Annotated in this window: 20 protein-coding genes; 7 read left to right on the top strand and 13 right to left on the bottom strand. The window is 69.6% G+C overall.

The window, feature by feature from the left end; all coding sequences use genetic code 11:
* Positions 1-60: 60 nt before the first annotated feature.
* From ACIBBB_RS17255 to ACIBBB_RS17235, 5 genes are all read left to right on the top strand, one after another.
* Complete coding sequence (locus tag ACIBBB_RS17255) at positions 61-813, top strand: GntR family transcriptional regulator (RefSeq protein WP_398982666.1); 753 nt, start codon at positions 61-63, stop codon at positions 811-813.
* Positions 814-1,079: 266 nt separating this feature from the next.
* The gene (locus ACIBBB_RS17250; protein ID WP_398982664.1) at positions 1,080-1,259 is read left to right on the top strand and encodes an SPOR domain-containing protein; all 180 of its coding nucleotides are present in this window, start codon (positions 1,080-1,082) and stop codon (positions 1,257-1,259) included.
* Between the two features lie 66 nt (positions 1,260-1,325).
* Positions 1,326-1,745 (top strand): NUDIX domain-containing protein, encoded by a 420-nt coding sequence (locus ACIBBB_RS17245; protein WP_398982662.1) that lies wholly within the window; start codon positions 1,326-1,328, stop codon positions 1,743-1,745.
* An 89-nt stretch (positions 1,746-1,834) separates the two neighbouring features.
* Entirely contained in the window at positions 1,835-2,260 is a 426-nt protein-coding gene (locus ACIBBB_RS17240; RefSeq protein ID WP_398982660.1) for an ATP-binding protein, read from the top strand.
* Between the two features lie 146 nt (positions 2,261-2,406).
* On the top strand, positions 2,407-4,965 hold the full coding sequence (locus ACIBBB_RS17235; RefSeq protein ID WP_398982658.1) for a SpoIIE family protein phosphatase: 2,559 nt from the start codon (positions 2,407-2,409) through the stop codon (positions 4,963-4,965).
* 95 nt (positions 4,966-5,060) lie between these two features.
* Here ACIBBB_RS17235 and ACIBBB_RS17230 read toward each other — a convergent pair whose 3' ends face one another.
* The 7 genes from ACIBBB_RS17230 to ACIBBB_RS17200 form a co-directional block, all read right to left on the bottom strand.
* On the bottom strand, positions 5,061-5,291 hold the full coding sequence (locus ACIBBB_RS17230; RefSeq protein WP_398982656.1) for a hypothetical protein: 231 nt from the start codon (positions 5,289-5,291) through the stop codon (positions 5,061-5,063).
* An 11-nt stretch (positions 5,292-5,302) separates the two neighbouring features.
* On the bottom strand, positions 5,303-7,369 hold the full coding sequence (locus tag ACIBBB_RS17225) for a TPM domain-containing protein (RefSeq protein WP_398982654.1): 2,067 nt from the start codon (positions 7,367-7,369) through the stop codon (positions 5,303-5,305).
* 202 nt (positions 7,370-7,571) lie between these two features.
* Entirely contained in the window at positions 7,572-9,065 is a 1,494-nt protein-coding gene (locus ACIBBB_RS17220; protein WP_398982652.1) for a glucoamylase family protein, read from the bottom strand.
* A 174-nt stretch (positions 9,066-9,239) separates the two neighbouring features.
* Complete coding sequence (locus ACIBBB_RS17215) at positions 9,240-11,087, bottom strand: glycoside hydrolase (RefSeq protein ID WP_398982650.1); 1,848 nt, start codon at positions 11,085-11,087, stop codon at positions 9,240-9,242.
* Positions 11,088-11,177: 90 nt separating this feature from the next.
* A complete protein-coding gene (locus ACIBBB_RS17210; protein WP_398982648.1) occupies positions 11,178-12,119 on the bottom strand; it encodes a carbohydrate ABC transporter permease in 942 nt (313 codons plus the stop codon).
* Complete coding sequence (locus ACIBBB_RS17205) at positions 12,116-13,096, bottom strand: carbohydrate ABC transporter permease (protein ID WP_398982646.1); 981 nt, start codon at positions 13,094-13,096, stop codon at positions 12,116-12,118. Before ACIBBB_RS17205 ends, ACIBBB_RS17210 begins: the two co-directional genes overlap by 4 nt.
* A gap of 5 nt (positions 13,097-13,101) precedes the next feature.
* The gene (locus ACIBBB_RS17200; protein ID WP_398982644.1) at positions 13,102-14,346 is read right to left on the bottom strand and encodes a sugar ABC transporter substrate-binding protein; all 1,245 of its coding nucleotides are present in this window, start codon (positions 14,344-14,346) and stop codon (positions 13,102-13,104) included.
* A 230-nt stretch (positions 14,347-14,576) separates the two neighbouring features.
* Here ACIBBB_RS17200 and ACIBBB_RS17195 point away from each other — a divergent pair, with 230 nt between their 5' ends.
* Positions 14,577-15,572, top strand: coding sequence for an acetylxylan esterase (locus ACIBBB_RS17195; RefSeq protein WP_398982642.1), 996 nt, complete (start codon positions 14,577-14,579; stop codon positions 15,570-15,572).
* Positions 15,573-15,712: 140 nt separating this feature from the next.
* Here ACIBBB_RS17195 and ACIBBB_RS17190 read toward each other — a convergent pair whose 3' ends face one another.
* Complete coding sequence (locus ACIBBB_RS17190) at positions 15,713-16,783, bottom strand: LacI family DNA-binding transcriptional regulator (protein ID WP_398982640.1); 1,071 nt, start codon at positions 16,781-16,783, stop codon at positions 15,713-15,715.
* Between the two features lie 102 nt (positions 16,784-16,885).
* Positions 16,886-18,616 carry an MFS transporter gene (locus tag ACIBBB_RS17185; RefSeq protein WP_398982638.1) on the bottom strand — a complete coding sequence of 577 codons (1,731 nt, stop codon included), beginning with the start codon at positions 18,614-18,616 and terminating at the stop codon, positions 16,886-16,888.
* A 115-nt stretch (positions 18,617-18,731) separates the two neighbouring features.
* On the opposite strand from ACIBBB_RS17185, the gene ACIBBB_RS17180 reads away from it, so the two are divergent.
* Positions 18,732-19,649 (top strand): TetR/AcrR family transcriptional regulator C-terminal domain-containing protein, encoded by a 918-nt coding sequence (locus ACIBBB_RS17180; RefSeq protein WP_398982636.1) that lies wholly within the window; start codon positions 18,732-18,734, stop codon positions 19,647-19,649.
* Positions 19,650-19,715: 66 nt separating this feature from the next.
* Here ACIBBB_RS17180 and ACIBBB_RS17175 read toward each other — a convergent pair whose 3' ends face one another.
* The 4 genes from ACIBBB_RS17175 to ACIBBB_RS17160 all read right to left on the bottom strand — a co-directional run bounded on the left by ACIBBB_RS17175 (position 19,716) and on the right by ACIBBB_RS17160 (position 23,795).
* Positions 19,716-20,579 (bottom strand): succinate dehydrogenase/fumarate reductase iron-sulfur subunit, encoded by an 864-nt coding sequence (locus ACIBBB_RS17175; protein ID WP_398982634.1) that lies wholly within the window; start codon positions 20,577-20,579, stop codon positions 19,716-19,718.
* Positions 20,576-22,501, bottom strand: a complete 1,926-nt coding sequence (locus ACIBBB_RS17170) for a fumarate reductase/succinate dehydrogenase flavoprotein subunit (protein WP_398982632.1) — start codon at positions 22,499-22,501, stop codon at positions 20,576-20,578. The genes ACIBBB_RS17175 and ACIBBB_RS17170 overlap by 4 nt, the downstream gene beginning before the upstream one ends.
* Before the next feature lie 21 nt (positions 22,502-22,522).
* Positions 22,523-23,344 carry a hypothetical protein gene (locus ACIBBB_RS17165; protein ID WP_398982630.1) on the bottom strand — a complete coding sequence of 274 codons (822 nt, stop codon included), beginning with the start codon at positions 23,342-23,344 and terminating at the stop codon, positions 22,523-22,525.
* Between the two features lie 208 nt (positions 23,345-23,552).
* Positions 23,553-23,795 (bottom strand): hypothetical protein, encoded by a 243-nt coding sequence (locus ACIBBB_RS17160; RefSeq protein ID WP_329382114.1) that lies wholly within the window; start codon positions 23,793-23,795, stop codon positions 23,553-23,555.
* Position 23,796 lies beyond the last annotated feature (1 nt).

The following is a 23,796-nucleotide window of genomic DNA, read 5'->3' as shown; positions in this document are numbered from 1 at the left end:
CGGTCAACAACCAACGGTTGCCAGGGTGTTGCTGTCTGTCAACTTGTTGGGAGTGGCCCTGTGGCTTTCGGTGAGCAGCCGGCCTATCTGCGCGTCGCCAGTGATCTTCGGCGGAAGATCGTCGATGGTGCTCTGCCGCCGCACACCCGACTGCCGTCCCAGGCCCGGATCCGCGAGGAGTACGGGGTCTCGGACACGGTCGCCCTCGAAGCACGCAAGGTGCTGATGGCGGAAGGGCTGGTCGAGGGCCGTTCCGGGTCGGGCACCTACGTCCGCGAGAGGCCCGTCCCGCGTCGTATCGCCCGCTCCGGCTACCGGCCGCCGTCCGGCGCCAACCCCTTCCGGCAGGAGCAGGCCGTGGACGGGATGCGCGGTACGTGGGAGTCGAGCAGCGAACGCGACGAGGTTGCCCCGGAGATCGCGACGCGACTCGGCATACAACCGGGCGACCCCGCGATGCGTACGCGCTACGTCTTCAGGGACGCGGGGGAGCCGATGATGCTCTCCACCTCGTGGGAGCCCCTGGAGGTCACGGGACGCACGCCGGTGATGCTTCCCGAGGAGGGGCCGCTCGGGGGGTGCGGGGTCGTGGAGCGGATGGCGGCCATCGGGGTCGTGGTGGACAACGTGGTGGAGGAGATCGGCGCGCGCCCGGGGCTGGCGGAGGAGTTCCTGTTGCTCGGCGGTGTACCCGGCCATGTGGTGATGGTCCTGGAGCGGACGTACTACGCGTCCGGTCGCGCGGTCGAAACGGCGGACGTGGTCGTCCCGGCGGACCGTTACCGCGTCGCCTATCACCTTCCGGTCAGATGAAGCTCCGGTGACAACCGGCAGAGCGAAGCGCCGCCCCCTCGGTCCGGGACGGTGAAGTGCCGCCTCAACAGGGAGTCGTACGCGGGGAGATGACGGGCGCCTATGCGGCTGCCCCCTTGGGGCGACGAATCTTCTTGGCCAGATGTGTACCTCTTTGTGTAAACGCGCATCCGCTGAGTGAAGGTCAGGCGTAGGCTCGGGCATATGCGGATTGGGGTTTCCAGCAGATCGTCCGAGTGGTACGGACCGTTGGCGGGAGGGGGGCGATGAGCGACGGCGGTGCTGTGCTGCCCTGGCTGGTCATACGTCAGGACGACAACGGAAACCGGTACCGCGTGGGCAGGTACGCTACGAAGGACGAGGCGCAGAAGACCGCCGACAGCCTCGGCATCAAGGGTCACAAGCAGCTCTACTGGGTCGAGCGCCTGCAGCAGACCAGCCGCTGACCTCGCGGGCTCCGGACCCCGCCCCCTCGTCGAGTACGCACCGATGAGCGCGTTACGATCCGGCGCATGAGTGACGGCGGAGCTGCAACGGTCTTGATCGACACGGTCGCGTGGGTCCGGGTGGAGCAGGGCAGGATCCTCTGTGCGCGTTCCCGCGGGAAGGATGTCTTCTATATCCCCGGGGGGAAGCGCGAAGGCGCGGAGACCGATCTGGAGACCCTGGTGCGCGAGGTCGAGGAGGAACTGGCCGTGGCCGTTCTTCCGGCCACGGCGACCCATCTGGGTACCTATGAGGCCCAGGCCCACGGTCAGCCCGACGGTGTCCTCGTCCGGATGAGCTGCTACTCCGGCGACTACCGGGGCACGCCGGCCGCGGCGAACGAGATCGAGGAGATCCGCTGGCTCTCCTACGGCGACCGGGGTCGGGTGGCTCCCGTGGACCAGCTTCTCTTCGACGACCTCAGGGCGTCGGGCGAGCTGACATGACCCTCCGTCAAGATAGATCGTCTCTGTTTCCGGGTATGTGCTGATAAACCCTCCCATAAGGGGCATGGGTCTGCTGTCAGTCTGGGGAAGTGGTCGGCTTGATCGAGGCGGAGAGCACCTACGCCGAGTGGACCTTCCCAGCCGAGCCGGATGCCGTACGTACCGCACGCCACGCGGTACGCGGTGCCCTCGGCGCCTGGCTGCTGGACCACTCCGTTCGTGATACGGCCGTCCTGCTGGTCAGTGAGCTGGCCACCAATTCCCTTCAGTACACAGCGGGGCCGATCGGTGTCAGGCTGGCTGTTGTCCCCTTGGGCCCCGCGGACGTCACCGGTGCCGCGCTGCTGGTGGAGGTGTCCGATCCGCTCCCCGATCCGCCGACCGCACGCTCTGCCGGCCCCGACGACGAAGGGGGCCGGGGGCTTCAGCTCGTCGCTTGCTCGGCGCGGCGCTGGGGTACACGCCGGGGGAAGACGGGTAAGACGGTGTGGTTCGAGCTGCCCCTCCCTGGTTAGGAGTGTTGAGGGACAACGATCACGAGGGTCTCGGCTCAAAAAGAACGAGACTGTGCTGTGATCGTGAACGCCGTGCCTGTCAGGGCCGTAGTGCTGAATACTGCGGGGATGGCCGGTCCGGTGCGTGAGCTGGAGGGGACGGTCGCGTGAGCGAGATATCTGGAACGGCGGACGACGTCGTGTGGCAGAGCAGTCCGCCCGGCTCGATCTATGACTACATCAGGGTCGCTTCCTTCTCGATCGGGCCCGACGGGCTGGTCGACCAGTGGAGTCTGCGAGCCGCTGAGCTGTTCGGAATCACTCCGGACGAGGTCAGGGGCAAGGACCCGGTTGAGGTGTTCGTACCCTCCGACCTGCGTACGCGAGGGCACAGCAAGATCGCTGAGATCCTTGACGGCAAGGAGTGGACCGGGCTCGTCCCGTTCCGGGTCCCCGGCGAACGGGGCATGCACGGCCTCGCCGAGGTCTATGTGATGCCCAGTGAGACGGAGAACGGCGAACGGGCCGCGCTCTGCATCGTGGTGGACGTCCGAGCACTGCGCCGGATCGAGACGGATCTCGCCTCTTCGCAGGCTATTTTCGGTCAATCTCCCTTCGGCTTCGTGCTGTTCGGCACGGACCTCACCGTCCAGCGGGCCAACCAGCGCTTCGCCGCTGTCTTCGGCGGCTCCGCGGACGAGCACCGCGGCCGCACGGTCCACGACTATCTCTCCCGTCCCGAGGCCGAACGGTTGACCGCCTCTCTCAAGCGGGTCCTGGAGACCGGCGAATCCGCCACCGACATCCAGATCGTCGGTGTCACCCCGGGCGGCAAGGAACGCCGGCACTGGTCGGTCAACCTCTACCGCGTGCTCAGTGGGGCCGGCCGCACGATCGGCGTCGCCGGTCTCGGCAGCGACGTCACACGTCGTCAGATCGCCGCGCGCGAGGCCGCGAGCGCCCGCCGCAATCTCGCGATCCTCAACGAGGCGAGCGCCCGGATAGGCAACTCCCTCGATTTGGAGACCACCGCCAAGGAACTCCTCGACGTCTCCGTTCCCGGCTTCTGCGACCTTGCTTCCGTCGACCTCTACCAGGGGCTGCTCACCGGTGAGGAGGCCCCGCCCGGACGCGGTGGCTCCTCCGGCTCCGATTCCGGCGGTGGCAGCGCGGCCCTGCGGCGAGTCGCCGTCGCCAGCGCCGTAGCCGACGCGCCCCTGCTCGGAGCCGACCTGACGGGCGACGGCGCTGTCGAGCCTCCGTCGGCCGGGGCCGTCCACCGATACCCCTTCAACTCGCCCTGCGCGAATGCCCTGCGCACCGGGCGGGTCCAGACGGTGCCCGGCGGGCCCGGCAGCCTCATCCAGTCCACCTTCGCCGTGCCGATGGTCGCGCACGACACCGTGGTGGGACTCGCCCAGTTCTCCAGGACCAAGGGCAGCGAGCCCTTCGGGGAACGGGACCGTGCCCTCGCCGTGGAACTCGCGGCCCGCGCCGCCGTCTGCATCGACAACGCCCGCCTCTACCGGAGGGAGCACGAACGCGCGCTGATACTGCAGCGCAGTCTGCTCCCGCCCGGCGACCCCGAGGCCGCCGGGCTGGACATAGCCTGCCGCTATCTGCCGGGCAACACCGCCACCGAGGTAGGCGGAGACTGGTTCGACGTCATAGAACTGCCGGGACACCGGACGGCGTTGGTCGTCGGCGACGTGATGGGACGGGGGCTGCGCGCCGCCGTCGCCATGGGCGAACTCCGCACGGCCGTGCGCACCCTGGCACTGCTCGACCTGGAGCCCGCCGAGGTCCTCTCCGCGCTGGACGAGATCGCCCGTGGCCTCGGCACACCGAGCGGCGCCCAGCAGGCCTCCCGCGTCGCCCACAAGTCGCGGGACGCCGACCTCTCCGAGGTGTATCTCGCGACTTGCGTCTACGCCGTCTACGACCCGGTCACCCGCCGCTGTACCTTCGCCAACGCCGGCCATCCCCCTCCGGTACTGGTCGAACCCGGTGAGGAGGCGCTGCTCCTCGACGTACCGCCCGGGATGCCCCTCGGCGTCGGTGGAGAACCCTTCGAGCAGGTCGAGGTCGACCTTCCCGAAGACGCGCTGCTCGCGCTCTACACGGACGGTCTCGTCGAGTCCCGCGACCATCCGATCGATGAAGGGCTCACGGCTTTCCGGAGGGCGCTCACCAGTCCCGTACGGCCTCTGGAAGACGTCTGCGACCACGTACTCAACACGCTCGACACCCGGCACGGTGAGGACGACATCGCGCTGCTGATGGCCCGCATACAGGGCCTGCCCGCCGAAGCCGTCGGCGACTGGCAACTGCCGCGCGAGCCACGCTCCGTCGGCCGCGCCCGCGAGGTCGCCCGCGCCCAGCTCCACTCCTGGGGCCTCGAACCACTCGTGGACACCGTCGAACTGCTCGTCAGCGAGCTGGTCACCAACGCGATGCGCTACGGCGAGGGTGAGATCAGGCTGCGGCTGCTCCGTGACCGCACCCTGGTCTGCGAGGTGTGGGACGCGGGTCTCGTGCAGCCGCGCAGGCGACGGGCGCGCGACACCGACGAGGGTGGTCGCGGGCTCCAGCTGGTTGGCCTGCTCAGCGCCGCCTGGGGGTCGCGCCGCACCCCACGGGGCAAGACGGTCTGGTTCGAACTCGCCCTGCCCGACGGGGACTCGACGACGGAGCCCACCGTCGAACAGCTCCTCAGCATGTTCTGACCCCGCGCCACCCACACCGGCCGACCTACGAGAAGGCGTCGGCCGGACCGGCCGCACCACGCCCGCCGGCAGGTGCGGTGCCGGTGGGAGCGCGGTCAGGCGCTTTTCGGCGCGGATGGTCGCGCCTCGGTCTCCGCCGTGTCCCCGAGGCTCTCCAACTGCTCGAACGGGGCGTCCAGCGACGGGTCGGCCAACTCCTGATTGCTCGTCCCCCTGGCCTCCGCCTGGTCCAGCACGTCGTTGACATTGGCCTTCGACGGCTGGGCGACACGGCCGGGAATGGTCTGCTTGGTCGTTGAGCTGCACCTTCCTTGCCTGATGGACAAGGGAAATCGCCTCAGAAACGGCCGCTGCCGCCCATCCGGCCGCGAGTGCCGGCGCCCCCGAAACTGCCAGGACCAGCATTACGGCCGCTCCCACCGCCGCCGAAATCCCCGCCAAAGCCGCCACCCCCACCAGGTCCACCTCCGCCGCCGAACAGGCCGCCGAGGATGATTCCGCCGAGCACGGCACCGCCGAGCCCGTTTCCTGCCCCTGTTACACCGCCCGGGCGGGACCGGTTCCCGAACGACCGCACATCCCGCTCGGCGAGGTTCTGCGCCTGCCTGGCGAGACCGTCCGCGTGCTGGGCCTCGGCCAGCGCGCCCTGCGTGTCGCCCAGCTCCGTCAGCTTCCCGGCCTGGTCGAGCCGCCGCTGTGCCTCCGCCAGCCGGGTACGGGCCTCGCTGCCCACCGCACCGCGATGCGTCGAGATGTAGCCGGCCGCAGCGACGGCCGCCGAGCGGGCACCGAGCGACGCCCGGTCGAGCAGCGCCAGTGCCCGGCGTCCACCCACCTCGCGCTCGCGCGCGCCCGCGAGAGCCTCGTCCAGCACCGCGTCCGCCTCCTCGACCCTGCGCAGGGCGTCGATCGGGTCGTGCGGCCCGGCGGCCTGTTCCTGCCGCACGTCGGCGATCACCGCCTCGGCGCGCGCGATCCGCCCCTCAAGATCTGCCGTGGGTGTCCCTTCCGCCATGCCTTCGAGCAGGTCGCGAGCGTCTGCCAGATCGGTCTCCAGATCGGTCAGCGAGGCCGGGAGTTCGCCGCCCGCCCCGGCGAGTTCGCGTACGCGCCGCTCCACCGCCTCGACCAGGATCGCCGCCTGCCCGACGCCGCTCTCCGCCGCACGTACATGAACCGCCGCGGTTCCGTTGTCGCCCGCCTCGATCGAGCGGCGCGCGTTGTCCAGGTTCGTCGTCGCGAACACCAGCCGGTCGTCCGCCTGTTCGACAGCGCCCTCGACGGGGGCCGACGCCGACTCCGCGTACCGCTGCCGCATCGCGGCGAGGGTGGCGGCGGCCGTGACGGTCCTGCCGCTCAGGCTCCGGAAGGCGGCCTCGGCGGCGGTCAGCGTCTCCGGGGCGTTGCGGTCCATGGCACGCAGCCGGTCGAAGTCCGCGGACTCGGCGTCCAGTCGGCTGTTGGCGTCCGTACACCGGGCGACGATCTCGTCCAGCATGCGGCGCCGGGCGTCGTCGTCGTCAGGGAACGCGTCGTCCAGCTGCTGGCGCAGCCGGAAGGCGGACGCCAGCTCCCCCTTCGCGTACGTCACGGCGTCCTGGAACGGTCGCGTCGCGTTCTCCCCGAACTGTGCCGTGGCGAAGCCGAGTTCCTCCTCGCTGGTGCGCACGGCGTCGTCCGTCTCGACGAGTGCCTGTCCCGCCCTTCGGTCGAGCTCCGGCAGCGGCGTCCGCGGCGACTGACCCGCCCCTCCCCAGCCTTCCTGGCCGCCCTTCGGCGTCGTACGGGTCGAGGCACGGCGCTTGCGCTTGATGTAGGCGTACGCGGCGAGAGCCGCCGCGCCGCCCACCAGGACGACAGGGAGGACAAGGGCGCTGCCCGACCGGTTGGAGGCGGCCTCTTCGTCCGGGTCCGCCGGGCCGGGCGAGACGGCGGGCGTGGGGATGGGCGCGCCGGTCGCAGCCGCGCGGTAGCCGTCGGCCGCCCCGATCGCCGCTCCCGCCCAGTCGTTCTCCCGGAGAGCGGGTTCGACGGCCGTCCTCGCCACCTCCGCGAGCCTGCCTTTCGTAAGAGGGGAGCCGGCCGCGGCGGAGCACGCGTACTGACGGTCATGAGTGGCGACGGCGAGCAGGATGTCGTCGCGGCCCAGACTGTTTCGCTCGGCGGTCGCGGCGGCCCAGCTCTGCCCGGTCCTGCCGGAGAAGTCACGCACGTAGACGACGAAGAGATGGATACGGGCGTCGCTGTACAGCCGGTCGAGCGATGCGGTCACCGCCCGCTGCCGGCCTTCGAGTGCATCGACCTTGTCGGTGATCTGCCCCTGATGCGGAAGGGTGACGGGATCCTCGGCGCGCGCGTTCGGCGAGACGGCGGGCATCAGCAGCCACCCAGCCGTCAGCAGCATGGCCAGGAGGCTCCGGCCGGCTGTTCGAGTCCGGTTACGGCTTACTATCCGTGTCACATTTGGGAGGCTATGTCCGGCCTCGGTGGTCCGCGACCGGACTGTGCGCCCGGTGCGGGCGCCCGAAGCGCCGGGCTCGGTGCCGTTTCGACCGGCGCCACACGTGCGGTGGCGCCGGTCGGCCTCTCGCAGTCCGGGGCGGGACTCAGATGCTGAAGCGCTCCTTGGCCAGCATCGGGCGGATACGTGAGGTGAAACCGCCGGTGCGGAAGGGGCGCTGCAGCAGACCGGGGCGCAGTTCCTGGGCGAGAGCGGCGGCGATCATGCCTTGATCCAGGGCCAGAGCGGAGCCGCTCACGTGTCCGGTCCCCACGTTGACCGAGTCCCGGAAACCGAACCCGTCCTCGTACGCGCCGAAGTCCGACGCGATCGCCTTGAGGTTGGCGAGGGCCTCCGACCGTGCGTAGGGGAGGGCGAGGAACGAGGCGTGCGGGGTCACGACCCCGTTGGTGTAGGCGGAAGCGGGCGGCAGGGGCTCACCGTGCGTGACATGGGTGCGGTCGGTGTTCGAGGCGTATCCGTCGATGTTCATGCCGATCGCGTCCACGCCGTACTCCTGGTAACCGCCTTCGGGCACCTCAGCGGGGGAGAATCCCCAGTAGCCGTACTCCGCCTCCTCCAGTCCATGCTCGATCTGCGAGCGGACGAAGCGGCGGTGGGTGGTGCCCCACGAGCGGGGGGACCACTCCGGCTCGGGCACGAACAGCGGCACCATCAGGGCTTCGAACATCGAGCCGCCCCAGGTCGGGACCAGCTTGCGGCCCCGGTAGGTGTAGTGCCCCTGCCAGAGACGGATGCCGTCCACGGTGTCGTACGCCCCGCCGGGCGACTGCTCCTGACCGTGCTCGGGGAGCATCGTGCGGAACATGTGCCAGTAGTGGTCCGAGGGAATGCTGCCGTCGGCGATCCCCAGATAACTGGCCATGCGCGGCTCGGTGTTGAGCGCTCCGTAATGGTGGGCCGTCGGCTCGCCGGTGTCGGTCCAGAAACCGCCCCGGAGCTGGCCGGGGTTGGCCACGGGGTCCGCGGCGTCGTAGGGCGTGTAGAAGTACGACCAGTCCGCGGTGGCGAGGAGCCTCGCGATGCGGGGGCGCAGCCGGCTGTCCGCGTCTGCGGCGATGAGGAGACCCGTCACCAGCCACGCGTTGTCGACCGACGAGAGGAAAGGACGGACCGGGTCGCCGGTGCCGGGCCAATTGGTGAGCACCGAGCCGTCGTGGGCGTCGTACCAGTTGAGCCAGAAGCCGTGGTGACGTTCGAGCTTCTCGACGGCGGTGACGGTGAGGTCGAGCCGGCGGCGCAGGGTGTCCTGGTCGATGACGCCGAGTCCGGCGGCCGCGACGGTGGACCACAGCCCGCAGCCGATGTTGGTGGGTGAGGTGTTCTGCGAGGGGGCGGGCCCGCCCGGCGCTTCGAGGTCGATCTTGTCGGCGGCGAGACCGATGTCGGTCGTCATCACCTCGATCGAGTGATACGTGTCGCGGAACCAGCGACGCAGCAGCGGTGTATCAGAGGCATGAACAACACGAGCACGCGACGCGGCCGCGGCCGGCGCGGATATGGCGGGTGTGGTGACGGCACCGAGGGACAGGGCGGTGGCCCCTGTCCCCGCGGCGGCGAGAAATGTACGACGGTCCATGAGAGTCCAGCTCCCCTTGGCAGATGTGGAGTTGTGGCCAGGGTCGGTGCCTGGGCCAGGTTTTTGGCCGCCGCCATGGCCGGAGGAATGGGCGGAGGTCCGGCCATGGCGGCGGTGTTGGCACGGGGACCGACGGCTGTCAGGCGCCGCCGGTCCCCGGGACTGTGGGGGCGATCAGGTGCGGGTGAGGCGCAGGAAGCGGATGCCGGGGTTGGGCAGCGGGACGGTCAGCGTCGCCGTGCCCGCGTCGTCGGCGACCAAGGATCCGAGGGGTTCCACCGGCAGCTCGTCGGCGGACCGCAGCTTCGCCCACTGGGGCTCGTCCGGCCAGTCGCCGCCGCCGAGGTCGTTCCAGACGGCCTGGATGTTGGCGTGCTGCTCGTCGACCCGGCGGGAGAAGGCGGTGTATCCCGCGCCCGGCTCAAGTCCGGTGACCCGCACGGTCGCCGTGCGGTCCAGGGGCGCGGAGCCGTCGATCTTGGACTGGTCGAGCGTGCCGTTCCAGAGCAGGACGTCGACGGTGGAGCTGTCGTCGGCGCGAGTGGCCAGGGACTCCACCAGCGCCTCGGCGCCGTCGCCCGTGACCACGGCGGGGATCCGCCCGCCCGCCAGCTGGGAGAGGAGATAGAGCGCCCAGAAGCGCGGCTTGCGCAGATTCCCGACCGTGAGCAGACCGAATCCGCCGTGGAAGAGGCGGGGCGGCCAGCCCAGTTCCTCGAACTGGTCGGAGGCGACCCAGTAGGCGAGCGCGTCGGTCGACGACAGCGCGCTCTTCATGCCGCGCAGGACGAACGGAGCGGCGAAGACGGAGTCGCTGACCCGGTGGAAGTGGGTGGGGGTGACGCCCCATTCGGTCCACAGGATCTCCGGCTCGGGCCGTCCGGTCGCCGCCGCGAACGCGCGGGTCATCGGACGGAAGTCGAGTGGGGCATTGCCGTAGGTGTGGGTGGAGATGAAGTCGACGGGGACGTCGCGCTCCTGGCAGTACTCAAGGAGGGCGCCGACCCAGCCGGCCGCGGCGGACGACGGGCCGCCGACCTTGATCCGCTCGTCGACACCCTTCACGGCGCGGACGGCGACTTCGTAGAGCCGGTGGTAGTCGTCCTGGGTGCCGTTCCAGAAGACCTCCAGATTGGCCTCGTTCCAGACCTCGAACTCCCAGCCCGCGACGGTGTCTTTGCCGTACCGGTCCTGGAGGTGGACGGTCAACTCGCGGCAGAGGTCGCCCCAGTGCTCCCACACGGCGGGCTTGGACACCAGGGCCCGGTAGTCGAACACCCTGTAGTGGGGGTCGGCGGCCAGTTCCTTCGGCATGAAGGAGAGTTCGACGACGGGCTGGAGACCGGTCGCCAGGAACCGGTCGTAGACCTCGTCCAGGCCGGAGAAGTCGAAGGAGCCGTCCGGCTGGACGGTGAGTGTCTCCGGGAGGAAGGTGCCGTGCGCTCGCACGGAGCGGACGCCGATCTCGTCGCGGACGATCTCCAGGGCCCGGGCGTACTCCTTCGCGACGTCCGAGCCGCCCGCACCGGGCTTGTCCCAGGCCAGCAGGGAGAAGTGCTCGGCGCCCATCATCCGGTTCCAGACGCCGGGGAGAGGAGTGGCCGGCGCCGCCGCGTCCACCGTGACGGTGACCGGGGCGGGGCCGGAGTCGGCGGGCTTGGCGCGGCCGAAGGCCGCCTGGGAGAGGGCGCCGGCTCCGCTGTCGGACCAGGTGGCGACCTTGTAGTGATAGATGCGACCGGGCTCGACGAGGGTGTCGGCGTAAGGGGGATGGGGCACGGCGAGTACATCGCCGCCGAGGTGGTCGAGCGGTTCGTAGGGGCCCTCGACGGAGTCGGCGCGGTGCACGAGATAGCCGAGCGAGCTCTCCACCGGCTGCCAGGTCAGCAGCACATGGCCGGTGCCGTCCTCGGCGGACAGGCCGACGGGGGCGGGGAGTTCCCCGATGCCGGCGAGCCGCTGATCGCTGGGCTTCCCGATACGGGTCTCCCAGTCGGCGCGAGCGGTGGACTTCTCGGTCATGGCGGTACAAACCTTTTCGTCGATGAGTGCGCGGCGGTAGAGCGGCGGCGTCGGAGCCGCGATACGCGTCGGGAAGGTCGGTGGCGGCGGCTACTTCATTCCGGTGGTGGCGAGGCCCTGGGTGAAATGCCGTTGCAGGACGAGGAAGACCAGCAGCACCGGCAGGATGATCAGGAGGGAGCCGACCATCAACATGCCGTTGGAACCGTCCGACTGGTTGGGGTCGGTGGCGAAGGTGGCGAGGGCCACCGGGAGGGTGTATTTCCCTGGGTCGTTAGTCGCGATCAGTGGCCAGACGAAGTTGTTCCAGGAGCCGAGGAAGATAAGGATCGAGAGTGTCGCCAGTGCCGGTTTGACCAGCGGCATCGCGATCCGCCAGAAGATGTACCACTCGCCGGCGCCGTCGATCCGGGCCGCCTCCAGCAGTTCGTCGGGGATCGACTGCATGAACTGGCGCATCAGGAAGACGCCGAAGGCCTGGGCGGCGAACGGGAGTACCAGCCCCGCGTAGGAGTCGATCAGCTGGAGCTTGCTCATCAGGACGAAGAGCGGCAGCAGCATCAGGTTGCCGGGCACCATCAGGGCGCCGAGCACCAGCGCGAAGATTCTGTTCCGGCCGCCGAACCGCAGCTTGGCCAGTGCGTAGCCGAGCATCGAGCAGAACACCAGATTGGACAGGGTCACCAGGACGGCCACGGTGAGGGAGTTGAAGAAGTAGAGCGGGACATCCAGGCGGTCGAGCAGTTCGCCGAAGTGCTCGAAGGTCCACTCGGTGGGGATCCACACCGGCGGGCTGGCGGTCAGGTCACGGTCCGTCTTGAACGCCGACAGGCCCATCCACAGGAAAGGCGCCGCCATGACCAGCAGGCCGATCGAGAGCAGTACATAGACGCCGGTCTTCTTCAGCCGTCCGCCGGCCGATGTCGGGACGCCACCGGGCTTGAGGCCGGACCAGGTCGGGTCCGCGGGGTCCTTCGGGCCGGCGGGCACGGAGGACGGCGGCGGGGGAGTGGTGGTGCGTGCGGCGCTCATTTCGTGTTGTCCTTCAGCAGACGGAGCTGGAGCACCGTGATCGCCATGATCACGACGAAGAGCACATACGCCATGGCGCTCGCGTAGCCCATGTGGAAGAAGTTGAAGCCCTCGCGGTACATGGACAGCGACACGGTGAGCGTGCTGTCCGAGGGGCCGCCCTGCGTCATCACGAACGGCTCCTCGAAGACGTTGAGATAGCCGATCGTGGTGATGACCGTGGTGTAGAGCATCGTGGGCCGCAGCAGTGGCACGGTGATGCGGCGGAACTCCTGCCAGGTGCTCGCGCCGTCCAGCCGCGCCGCCTCCCGTACGTCGGGCGGGATGGCCTGGAGGCCGGCGATGAAGAGCACCATGACCGTGCCGAGGTTGCGCCACACGGCCATCACGATCAGCGAGGGCATGGCGAGTGCCTCGGAGCCGAGGAAGTCCGGGGAGGTCAGGCCGACTTCGAAGGCGAGGCCCGCGATCAGTCCGTCCGACGGGTCGAGGACGAAGCGCCAGACGACGGCGATCGCGACGATGCTGGTCACGACCGGGGCGTAGAAGCCGACCCGGAAGAAGGTGCGGGCCCGGTCGATGCCGTTGTTGAGCAGGACCGCGACGACCAGCCCGAAGCCGACGGTCAGCGGTACGCCGACGACCACGAAGTAGGCGGTGTTGAAGAGGGCCTTGAGGAACTTCTCGTCCTCGAACAACTGCGTGTAGTTCTCAAGGCCGATGAACTCCGCCGAGAAGGGATCGGTGACATTGCGCAGGCCGAAGTCCGTGAAGCTCATGACGAGCGTCGCGAGGATCGGCAGAGCCATGAAGACGGCGAAGAGCACCAGGAAGGGGGTGGAGAACAGCCAGCCGGCCAAGTGCTGCACGGCGACGGGCCGCCGCTTGCGGCGGTCGCGGCCGCCGGGTGGGGAGTGTGCCCCCGGCCCGGTCTTCGCGGGGGCCGCGTCCGCCACAGGTTCGGTCGTGGTGCTCATGACGACTACTCCACAAGCCCTTCGATGTCGGACTGGGCTTTCTCAGCGGCGTCCTCGGCGGAGGCCTTGCCCTGGGTCACCTGGGAGATGGCTTCGTCGGCCTTCGAGGAGACCTCTGTCCACTGGGGCAGGACCGGCCAGGACTTGGCGGTCTCCATCTGCTCACGGAAGATCTTGAAGTTGGCGTCGTTGGCGAGTTCGCCGGAGTTCCAGGCGCTGGTGTTGGCCGGCAGATCACCCGAGCGCTTGAACCAGTCCTTCTGGCCCTCGGTGCCGGTGAGGTAGCTCAGGAACTCCTTGGCGGCTTCCTTGTGGTCGCTGTCCTTGGACACGACGAGACTGGAGCCGCCGGCCATGGAGACGGAGCGCTGGTCGGCCGGGACCTTCGCGATGGCCCACTTGCCCTTGAGGTCCGGGTAGTTGTCGTTGATGCCCGCCATGGTCCAGGGGCCGGAGTAGAACATCGGGACGTCGCCGCTGTTGAAGTCGGTGAGGACCTCGTAGCCGGGCTGGAAGCTCTTCTTGGAGAGACCCTTCTCGAAGTACGTGCCGTACTCCTTGAGGGCCCTGACGGTCTCCGGGCTGTTCATGGCGGCCTTGCCGTCGTCGGAGACGATCGAGCCGCCGGCCGAGTAGAGGAACGGGTACCAGCTCTGCACGGCGTCCAGTCCGCTGGGCTGGAAGTAGATGCCCCACTGGCTGCCGGCCTTGTCCTGGAAGGCGGTGGCCGCCTGCTGGAGTTCGGGCCAGGTGGCGGGGGGCTTCGTTATGCCGGCCTTCTTCGCCAGGTCGGTGCGGTAATAGAGGACGCGGGTCTCGACGTACCAGGGGACGCCGTAGACCTCGCCGTCGGCCACGCCCTGGTCCCAGGCGGCGGGGAAGAAGGAGTCCTTTTTGAAGGTCTTGGTGTCGACCGGTTCCAGGACGCCGAGTTCGACGAACTCGCCCATGTAGCTGCTGCCCATCTGCGTCACGTCCGGCAGGGTGCCGGCCGCGGCGGCGGAGACCAGCTTCTGGTGGGCGACGTCCCAGCCGATGGGGGTGACCTTGACGGTGATGTGGGGGTTCGCGTCCTCGTACATCTTGGCCACCTCGGCGAGCTTCTCGCCTTCGGCGCCCATGGCCCACACGGTGAGGGTCTGCTTCTTGTCGGCGGCGACACCCGCGCCGCCCGAACTGCCGCACGCGGTGATCCCCGCGGCCATCGCCAGAGCGAGGGCGGCAGAGGCGGTTCTGGCGTTGCGATGCATGGACGGCTCCTCCTTGAGCTCACCAATGTATGCGCTGCCTGTAAGCGCATACATCACTCTGGTGCAGTCGTTCCGAGAACCGCAAGGGGGCCTTTGGTCACACTCGTGCAACATGTGGGACATCCGGATGTGCTGCCTCCGCGGGCTAGGTGGGCTGTTTGCGTTGCGGAAGTGATGAGGGGGATTCCGGTTGTGGTCTTCGGTGGTGGGCCGGGGTTAATGTCGCGCTCATGTCTGAGTTCGAGCACGGCTATCCCTTCGACCCGGCCTACGGCCGGAGCCTCGACGAGCTGCTCGACATCCCCGCGCCCGCCCCTCCGGTCGGATTCGACGCGCACTGGCGGGACCGGTTCGCGGCAGCGGCCGGGGTGGCGACCGCGCCGGCCGTGGGGCCGCAGGAGGACGAGCGGGACGGCTCCCGGATCTTCGGCGTGTCCTACACCTCGGTGGGCGGGCTGCGCCTCGGCGGCTGGCTGGTGCGGCCGGCGGCGGGGCCCGTCGAGCACGGCTTCGTGATCGGGCACGGATACGGCGGGCGCCAGGAGCCGGGGGCGGACGTGCCGCTTCCGCTGCCCCGGAGCGCCGCCATCCTCCCGTGTGTACGGGGGATGGGCTCGCGGAGCCGCCGCCCCGGCATCCCCGGGGAGGCCGGGGCGCATGTGCTGCACGGCATCGACTCACGCGAGACGTATGTGATCGGTGACTGCGTGGCCGATCTGTGGTGTGCGGCGTCGGCGCTGCTGGAACTGGTGCCGGAATTGAGGGCCGGGTCGGGGCCGGGGGAGGAAGCGCGGCTCGGGTATGTGGGGGAGAGCTTGGGCGGCGGGCTCGGGGCGTTGGCGTTGCCGTGGGACGACCGGTTCGCCTGCGGGCAGTTGACCGTGCCGACGTTCGGGAATCATCCGCTGCGGGTGACGCTGCCGAGCGTGGGGAGCGGGGAAGCGGTACGGGCGTACAGCGAGAGGCATCCGGAAGTCATGGACGTCCTCGCGTACTTCGACGCCGCGACCGCGGCGAAACGTCTCCAGGTGCCGATGATGGCCGCGCCCGCGCTGTTCGATCCGGCGGTGCCGCCGCCGGGGCAGTTCGCCGTGTACAACGCCCTGCCCGAGCCGCGTGAGCTGCATCTTCTGCGGGCGGGGCACTTCGCGTACGAGGGCGAGAGCGGCGACGTGGCGGCACTGGCGAAGGCCCGGCGCGGTTTCTTCACCGCCCGGCTGGCCTGACCCGCGGTGCGGAGGCTGTAGCTGAGGGGGCCGTATCTGAGGGGTCCGTGGGGCGGTGCGGGGGCCAGGGCCGGGGAGCCGCGATCGCCGCGCTCCTCACCCCCGTACCCGCACCTGTGCCCGCATCCGTAACCGCGCACTCACCCGCAGCCGCAGCTCGATCGGCGGGTCACCGAGACCGGGAGCATCAGGGAGACCGGTGCGCGCGTGGGGTCGGCCAGGCGGTGGATCAGGAGTTCCACCGCCTCCTCGCCCAGGCGGCGCATCGGCTGGCGGACCGTCGTCAGGGACGGGCGGACGATCCGGCTCAGCGGGATGCCGTCGAAGCCGGTCACCGCGATGTCGTCGGGCACCCGCACCCCACGCCGTTCCAGCGCGTGCAGCGCGCCGATCGCCATCTGGTCGTTCGCGAAGAGGATCGCCTCGGGCCGCTCGCGCCCCGCGGCACGGTCCAACAGTGCGTCGGCCGTCCGTTCGCCCTCGGCCTGCGTCATCATCTCCGCGCGCAGGTCGGGCTCGTCGGCCACCGGCAGGCCCGCCTCCCGGCAGGCCTCCTGGTAGCCGCGGAACCGCGCCTGCGCGTCCGGCGATTCACGCTCGCCGCCCACGAAGGCGAGTCTGCGCAGCCCGTGGTCACGGATGAGGTGACGGGCCAGCTCCCGTTCCCCGCCGGAGTTCGCCACCTCGATGTGGTCGAGGTGGTCGATCTCGCGCGGTCCGGCCAGCATCACGATCGGCAGCCGCCGCGAGATCACCTCAAGGTCCTCGGTGGGCACGGTCTTCGCCAGTACGGCGAACCCGTCCACCCGCCCCGCCACCTTGGCGACCAGGCTCTCCGGCCCGCCCACCAGCGAGGCGGCGATCAGCAGCGCGTACCCGTGCCGCCGTGCCGCCCGCTCCATGCCGCGGATGATCTGGTCCGAATAGAGCATGACGGCGGAGTCGTCGGCCTCAGCCTCCGCTTCCGCCTCCGCGCCGGTCTCGGCGTCCGGGTCCGCGTAGTCGGGGAAGCAGAGCCCGAGGACGCCGGTGGTGCGGCTGGCCAGACCACGGGCGTTGCCGCTCGGTACGTAACCGAGGGCGCGGGCCGCGTCCAGTACGCGGTCGCGGGTCTCGGCGCGTACCGAGTCCGGATTCCGGTAGACCCGTGAAACGGTCGCGATCGAGACGCCGGACCGTTCTGCGACGTCGTACACCGTGGGGGCACTCAACCGATCCGACCGTCCGCTCTCGCCGCGCTGTCTCTGACCGCTCACTCTCCACCGGGCCCGTTACCGCTGCCGGACGCCGGCGCACCTACCGTGTAAGCGCATTCACTTTACGGCGCCGGTCTGTGCAGGAGCAAGGTCGCCCCCCTCGGCACCCCCCTCGGCTCCCCCCTCAGCGCCTCCCTCGGGTCCCCCGTCCGCCCTGTCCGTGCCGTGCCCGGCCGTGCCCCTGAGCAACACGAACGAGAAGAGCGCGGCCCCCACCATGACGACAGCCGCGCCGACCGACGCCAGTGCCATCCCGTGCGTGAAGGCGTCCCGCGCCGCCGTCAGCACCCCCGCGGCCGTCTCCTCCGGGAGCCGGGCCGCGGCAGCCGCCGCGCCGCCCAAGGTCTCGCGTACCGCGTCCGCCTCGCCGCCCGGCAGAGCGGCGGTGACGTCGGCCGACAGGGCATCGGCCATGTCCCGGCTGTAGACCGCCGCCCCGACCGAGCCCAGGACGGCCATCCCCAGCGCCCCGCCGAGTTCCTGGCCCGATTCGAGTACGGCGGCGGCCGAGCCCGCGCGCTCGGGCGGGGCGGCGCCGATGGCGAGTTCGTTGGCGAGTGTCATGGCGGCGACGAGACCGCCCACGTACAGTGCGGCGGCCGCGAGGCAGAACCAGAGTGCCGAGTCCGCCCGGATCTGGGTCAGCCAGAAGAATCCGACCGCCGAGAAGAGGAAGGCGCCGCCCATCACGTACGCGCGGTCGGTGCGCTGCGCGAGGAGCGCCGCCGCCGGCGCCGCCACGATCACGCCCGAAGCCGGTACGAGGCTCCACAGGGCGGCTTCGAACGGGCTCAGGCCCTGTACGGACTGGAGGTACTGGGTGAGGAAGACCGCCATCCCCACTGTGGCGAACATCGCGAGCACATTCGCGAACACCGGGCCCCCGAAGGCCCGGCGCCCGAGCAGTCCGAGGTCGATCATCGGGTGCGCGAGGCGCTTCTGGCGGCGTACGAAGACGCAGCCGAGCACCACCCCCAGGACGACGGCCGCGGCGGGCACCGGTGCGAACCCGTGCCGGGCCGACTCCTTGATGCCGTAGATGACCGTGAGCAGGGTGGCGAGCGAGAGAGCCGCGCTCACCAGGTCGAACGGCTCCCGCGACGCCTCCCGACCACCGCCCGCGCCCGGGCCCCAGCCCGCCCCCGGACCACAGCCCGCACCCGGCGCCCCAACTCCCGCCCCCGGCGCCTCCGCCCCCGTCCTGGACTCAGGCACCAGGAACGGAACCAGCACCAGCAGCAGCACCATCGCCGGCAGGTTGATCAGGAAGATCGACCCCCACCAGAAGTGTTCGAGCAGCAGCCCGCTGACCACCGGCCCGAGCGAGATCCCGGTGGTCATGACGCCCGTCCAGATCGTCACCGCCCGGCCCCGCTGTTTCGCGTCGTGGAAGAGATTGCGGATCAGCGCGAGCGTCGACGGCATGAGGGCGGCGCCCCCGAGCCCGAGCAGCGCGCGTACGCCGATGAGGGCGTCGGCCGAGTGCGCGTACGCCGCGGCGACCGAAGCCGCGCCGAAGACCGTCGCGCCGACGAGCACCAGTTTGCGTCGGCCGATCCGGTCGCCGAGCGCCCCCATGGTGATGAGCAGCCCCGCGAGTACGAAGCCGTACATGTCGAGGATCCACAACTGCTGGGTGGCGCTGGGCTCCAGATCCTGGCTGACGAACGGGATCGCGAAGTAGAGGATCGAGATGTCCATCGAGACGAGCAGCAGCGGGAGCATCAGGACGCCGAGGGCGATCCATTCCTTGCGGCCCGCGAGTCCGGGTGTATGTGAGTTCTCCATGACCGGTACGTAATCGTCCCCGCGTGTACGCGGCAAACAGCTGCCTAGTGCACCACCCCAAAATCCCTGTACAGGCCGTGACTTGGGCTCCCAGTGCACTAGTACGCTGAAGCCCATGACCGCCGATCCGCCCTACCTCCGTATCGCCGCCGAGCTCCGCCGCCGTATCGCCTCCCGCGAACTCGCGCCCGGCGACCGCGTGCCCTCCACCCGCCGTATCACCCAGGAGTGGGGCGTCGCGATGGCGACCGCGACCAAGGCGCTCGCGACGCTCAACCAGGAAGGGCTCGTACGGGCGGTGCCGGGCGTCGGCACAGTGGTCGCGGAACCCGTCCGCCCCCGGGGCCGGGACACCGCTCCCGGCGAGGGACTCAGCCGTCAGCGCGTCGTACGCGCCGCCATCGCGCTCGCCGACGCCGAAGGACTGGGCGCGCTGTCGATGCGGCGCGTGGCCACGGAGTTCGGTACGTCCACGATGGCGCTGTACCGCCATGTTCCGAGCAAGGGCGAGCTGGTGCGCCTGATGTCCGAGGCGGTGTTCGCCGGCGCCCCCTCGGGCCCCGAACCGGCCGGCTGGCGCCCTCGGCTGAGGCGGGAGATCCGGTGGCTGTGGAGCCAGTACGAGCGGCATCCCTGGCTCGCCCGTGCCATGGCGGGGCTGACCCGGCCGATGGCATCACCGCACGCGATGAGTTACACCGAGCGGACGCTGGGCACCATGCGAGACCTCGGTCTCACACCGCACGCGATGATCCACATCCACCTCTCCCTGCTCGGCTACGCCCAAGGGGTCGCGATGGCGGTCGAGTTGGAGTCGCAGGCACGGCAGGACACGGGGCTCACGGCCGAGCAGTGGATGGCGGCAAACGAGACGCGCCTCGATTCGATCCAGCTCACCGGCGCGTATCCGGTCCTGTCGAACCTCTTCGGGGACGAGGAGTTCGATCTCGAACTCGGCACACTCTTCGAGTTCGGTCTCGAACGGATGCTGGACGGTGTCGAGTCGCTGATCGAGCGGTCACCCGGCCCCTGAGAGAAGCCTGCCCCCAGCGCCGGACGGGCCGCGTCGGCCCGTCCGCCGCCTGAGAACAGACAGCCCCTAGCTGGTCGTACGGCGGCGGATCTTGTTCCCGAGCCAGACCAGCGGGTCGTACTTCTTGTCCGCCACGCGCTCCTTCAGCGGGATCAGCGCGTTGTCCGTGATCTTGATGCCTTCGGGGCAGACCTCGGTGCAGCACTTGGTGATGTTGCAGTAGCCGAGCCCGTGCTCGTCCTGCGCCGTCTCCTTGCGGTCCAGCCCGCTCTCCTCGGCCGCGTCCAGCGGATGCATGTCCAGCTCCGCGACCCGCATCAGGAAACGGGGACCGGCGAACGAGGTCTTGTTCTCCTCGTGGTCCCGGACCACATGGCAGGTGTCCTGGCACAGGAAGCACTCGATGCACTTACGGAACTCCTGCGAGCGTTCCACGTCCATCTGCTGCATCCGGTACTCGCCCGCCGCGACCCCCGGCGGCGGCACGAACGCCGGTACCTCCCGCGCCTTCTGATAGTTGAAGGACACATTCGTCACCAGGTCCCGGACAATGGGGAAGGCGCGCAGCGGGGTGACGGTGATCGTCTCCTCGCGGGTGAAGGTCGACATCCGCGTCATGCAGAGCAGCCGCGGCCGGCCGTTGATCTCCGCACTGCACGAACCGCATTTGCCCGCCTTGCAGTTCCAGCGCACCGCCAGGTCGGACGCCTGCGTCGCCTGGAGCCGGTGGATGATGTCGAGGACGACCTCGCCCTCGTTGACCTCGACGGCGAAGTCCTTCAGCTCGCCGCCCTCCGCGTCGCCCCGCCAGACCTTGAACTTGGCCTCGTAAGAGGTGGCCGGGGTGGACGTCGCGGACGTGGCGGGTGAGGTGGTGGACGAGACGGACGAGGGGGGTGTGCTCTGAGTCGGAGTCGTGCTGGCACTCACTCGTGGAGCTCCTCTTCGGCGAGGTACTTGACCAGCTCTTCCTTGTCGAAGAGGTCGAGCAGGTCGGAACGGATGGGCTCGGTCGTCTTCCTGGAGAGGCTGATCCGGCCGAGCGTGGGGTCCACCGACGGGTCCCGTGCGGAATCGTTCAGCCGGCAGTGCAGATTGACCCGCCGCCAGTCGAGAACCATGCCCGGCCAGTCCTCGCGGGTATGACCGCCCCGGCTCTCCGTACGCTCCAGGGCCGACAGGGCGATGCACTCACTGACGAGCAGCATGTTCCGCAGGTCGATCGCGAGGTGCCAGCCGGGGTTGAACTGCCGGTGGCCCTCCACCCCGGCGCGAGCCGCTCGCCCGCGCAGCTCGCCCAACTTCTCCAGCGCCTGCTCCATCTCGCCCTCGCGCCTGATGATGCCGACGAGGTCGTTCATCGTCTGCTGGAGCTCCTGATGGACGCTGTACGGGTTCTCCGGCGGGCCGCCGCCCTCCGGCTCCTCGGCGCCGAACGGGCGCAGCGCCTCGGTGGCGGCGGCGTCGATCTGGCCCTCGTCGAGAACCGGCCGCTCGGTGAGCCCCGCCGCGTACTCGGCCGCGTGCAGTCCGGCCCGCCGGCCGAAGACCAGCAGGTCGGAGAGCGAGTTTCCGCCGAGCCGGTTGGAGCCGTGCATCCCGCCCGCGACCTCGCCGGCCGCGTACAGACCGGGGACGCCGGGCGTGGCGGCGGTGTCCGAGTCGACGGCGATCCCGCCCATCACGTAGTGACAGGTGGGGCCGACCTCCATCGCCTCAGCGGTGATGTCGACATCGGCCAGCTCCTTGAACTGGTGGTACATCGAGGGCAGCCGACGCTGGATGACCTCGGGCGGCATACGCGTGGACACGTCCAGATACACGCCGCCGTGCGGTGAGCCCCGGCCGGCCTTGACCTCGGAGTTGATGGCACGGGCCACCTCGTCACGGGGCAGAAGCTCGGGCGGGCGCCGGTTGTTGTCCGGGTCCTCGTACCAGCGGTCGCCCTCGCCCTCGGACTCCGCGTACTTCTCCTTGAAGACGTCCGGTACGTAGTCGAACATGAACCGTTTGCCTTCGGAGTTGCGCAGCACTCCGCCGTCGCCGCGCACCGACTCGGTGACGAGGATCCCCTTCACCGACGGCGGCCAGACCATGCCCGTCGGGTGGAACTGCACGAACTCCATGTTCAGCAGCGGGGCACCGGCGAGCAGCGCCAGCGCGTGCCCGTCGCCCGTGTATTCCCACGAATTCGACGTCACCTTGAAGGACTTGCCGATGCCGCCGGTCGCGAGAACGACGGCGGGCGCCTCCAGGACGAAGAAACGGCCGGACTCGCGCTCGTAGCAGAACGTGCCCGAGACCCGCTCGCCCTCCTTCAGCACGGAGGTGACGGTGCACTCCTGGAAGACCTTCAACCGGGCTTCGTAGTCCCCGAATTCGCGGAAGTCCTCCTGCTGGAGGGCGACGATCTTCTGCTGGAGCGTACGGATCAGCTCAAGGCCGGTCCGGTCGCCGACGTGCGCGAGACGTGGATACTCGTGCCCGCCGAAGTTGCGCTGGGAGATCTTCCCTTCCGCCGTACGGTCGAAGAGCGCGCCCCAGGTCTCCAGCTCCCAGACCCGGTCCGGCGCTTCCTGTGCGTGCAGCTCCGCCATCCGCCACTGGTTGAGGAACTTCCCGCCGCGCATGGTGTCGCGGAAGTGGACCTGCCAGTTGTCCCCGGAGTTCACATTGCCCATGGAGGCCGCGATGCCGCCCTCGGCCATCACCGTATGGGCCTTGCCGAAGAGCGACTTGCAGATGACAGCGGTACGGGCGCCACGCTCACGCGCCTCGATGGCGGCCCGCAGACCCGCTCCGCCCGCGCCCACCACCACTACGTCCCACTGCTCGCGTTCGAGTTGCGTCATTGCTGAAGGCTCTCCCTAGGACTAAAAGAGGCGCGGATCGTCGAAGACCCCGCTGGCGAGCAGATACACATAGAAGTCCGCGAGGGCGACGCTGATCAAGGAGGCCCAGGCGAGCTGCATATGACGGTGATTCAGCTTCCCGACCCAGCCCCACAGCCGGTAGCGCACCGGATGCTTGGAGAAGTGCTTCAGCTTGCCGCCGATGACATGGCGGCAGGAGTGGCAGGAGAGGGTGTACGCCCAGATCAGCACGATGTTGACGACCATGAGGATCGTGCCGAGGCCCATGTGGCCCCACTCGTACTCCGAGTTGCGGAAGGCGAGCACCGTGTCGTACGTGAGGATGACCGCCACCGGCACGGCCGCGTAGAAGAAGTACCGGTGGATGTTCTGGATGATCAGCGGGAAGCGCGTCTCGCCGGTGTACTTCTTGTGCGGTTCGGCGACGGCGCAGGCGGGCGGCGACGCCCAGAAGCCCCGGTAGTAGGCCTTGCGGTAGTAGTAGCAGGTCATCCGGAAGCCCAGCGGGAAGATCAGGATGATCAGCGCGGGGGACAGACCCCACCAGCTGCCGAAGATCTCCAGGTTGGGGCCGCCCTTCATCGGCTCACAATTCTCGGCCAGACAGGGCGAGTAGAACGGTGAGACGTACGGCGCCGCGTAGTAGTGGGCGTTCCCGAACGCGCGCCACGTCGAGTAGATGACGAAGGCGAGCAGCCCGGCCGCCGTGGCGGCGGGGGCCAGCCACCAGCGGTCGGTCCGCAGGTGGCGGGCGGTGATGGCGGCGCGCGTGGTGTCGTGCACGCCCGTATTCAGTTGGGGTTGTTCCGTGCCTGTTGCCAACGAAGACTCCGTATGGAGATGGAGTGGGATCTGGTGGGGGGTCGTGGGGCCGGGGCGGTTGATGGCGGGTGCGTCGGTGCGGTGTCGCGGGCGTGCGGTGTGATGTCCGTGCGGGGTGACGTCCGTGTGGCGCTGGTCAGAAGGTGGTCGGCGGCCTGGGGGGACACGTCGGCCTCGGCGCTGAGAGCGTCCGAGGCCGGCCGGCGGGCTAGGGAGCGCGCCGGTCCCGCAGCCCCAGACCCTCGTCGTCGGAGTCCGTCCACAGCGCCGCGTTGTACGGCGCGTCGGGGATGGTGACCACGTCCGGGCGGCGGTCCTTGGGCGCGGGCCTGGACGGGGCCGCCGGTACGGCTTCGTTCAGTCGGTCGACCGTCCGCTCCAGGTCCGCGACGCGCTGAACGAGCTCATCGATACGACGGTGGACTGCTGTCAGATCTTCCGGCTGGGACATG

It is taken from the genome of Streptomyces sp. NPDC051217 (assembly GCF_044455465.1).
Taxonomy (GTDB): Bacteria; Actinomycetota; Actinomycetes; order Streptomycetales; family Streptomycetaceae; genus Streptomyces.
Note: the sequence above shows the minus strand (reverse complement) of the source record. Positions and strands in the feature narration are given on the sequence as shown.

What these genes read in the sequence shown, in the direction of transcription:
- ACIBBB_RS17250 (WP_398982664.1), top strand. Translation starts at nt 1,080, where the DNA reads ATGAGCGACGGCGGTGCTGTGCTGCCCTGGCTGGTCATACGTCAGGAC.
- ACIBBB_RS17245 (WP_398982662.1), top strand. Translation starts at nt 1,326, where the DNA reads ATGAGTGACGGCGGAGCTGCAACGGTCTTGATCGACACGGTCGCGTGG.
- ACIBBB_RS17225 (WP_398982654.1), bottom strand. Translation starts at nt 7,369, where the DNA reads ATGCTGCTGACGGCTGGGTGGCTGCTGATGCCCGCCGTCTCGCCGAAC.
- ACIBBB_RS17220 (WP_398982652.1), bottom strand. Translation starts at nt 9,065, where the DNA reads ATGGACCGTCGTACATTTCTCGCCGCCGCGGGGACAGGGGCCACCGCC.
- ACIBBB_RS17215 (WP_398982650.1), bottom strand. Translation starts at nt 11,087, where the DNA reads ATGACCGAGAAGTCCACCGCTCGCGCCGACTGGGAGACCCGTATCGGG.
- ACIBBB_RS17210 (WP_398982648.1), bottom strand. Translation starts at nt 12,119, where the DNA reads ATGAGCGCCGCACGCACCACCACTCCCCCGCCGCCGTCCTCCGTGCCC.
- ACIBBB_RS17205 (WP_398982646.1), bottom strand. Translation starts at nt 13,096, where the DNA reads ATGAGCACCACGACCGAACCTGTGGCGGACGCGGCCCCCGCGAAGACC.
- ACIBBB_RS17200 (WP_398982644.1), bottom strand. Translation starts at nt 14,346, where the DNA reads ATGCATCGCAACGCCAGAACCGCCTCTGCCGCCCTCGCTCTGGCGATG.
- ACIBBB_RS17195 (WP_398982642.1), top strand. Translation starts at nt 14,577, where the DNA reads ATGTCTGAGTTCGAGCACGGCTATCCCTTCGACCCGGCCTACGGCCGG.
- ACIBBB_RS17185 (WP_398982638.1), bottom strand. Translation starts at nt 18,616, where the DNA reads ATGGAGAACTCACATACACCCGGACTCGCGGGCCGCAAGGAATGGATC.
- ACIBBB_RS17180 (WP_398982636.1), top strand. Translation starts at nt 18,732, where the DNA reads ATGACCGCCGATCCGCCCTACCTCCGTATCGCCGCCGAGCTCCGCCGC.
- ACIBBB_RS17170 (WP_398982632.1), bottom strand. Translation starts at nt 22,501, where the DNA reads ATGACGCAACTCGAACGCGAGCAGTGGGACGTAGTGGTGGTGGGCGCG.
- ACIBBB_RS17160 (WP_329382114.1), bottom strand. Translation starts at nt 23,795, where the DNA reads ATGTCCCAGCCGGAAGATCTGACAGCAGTCCACCGTCGTATCGATGAG.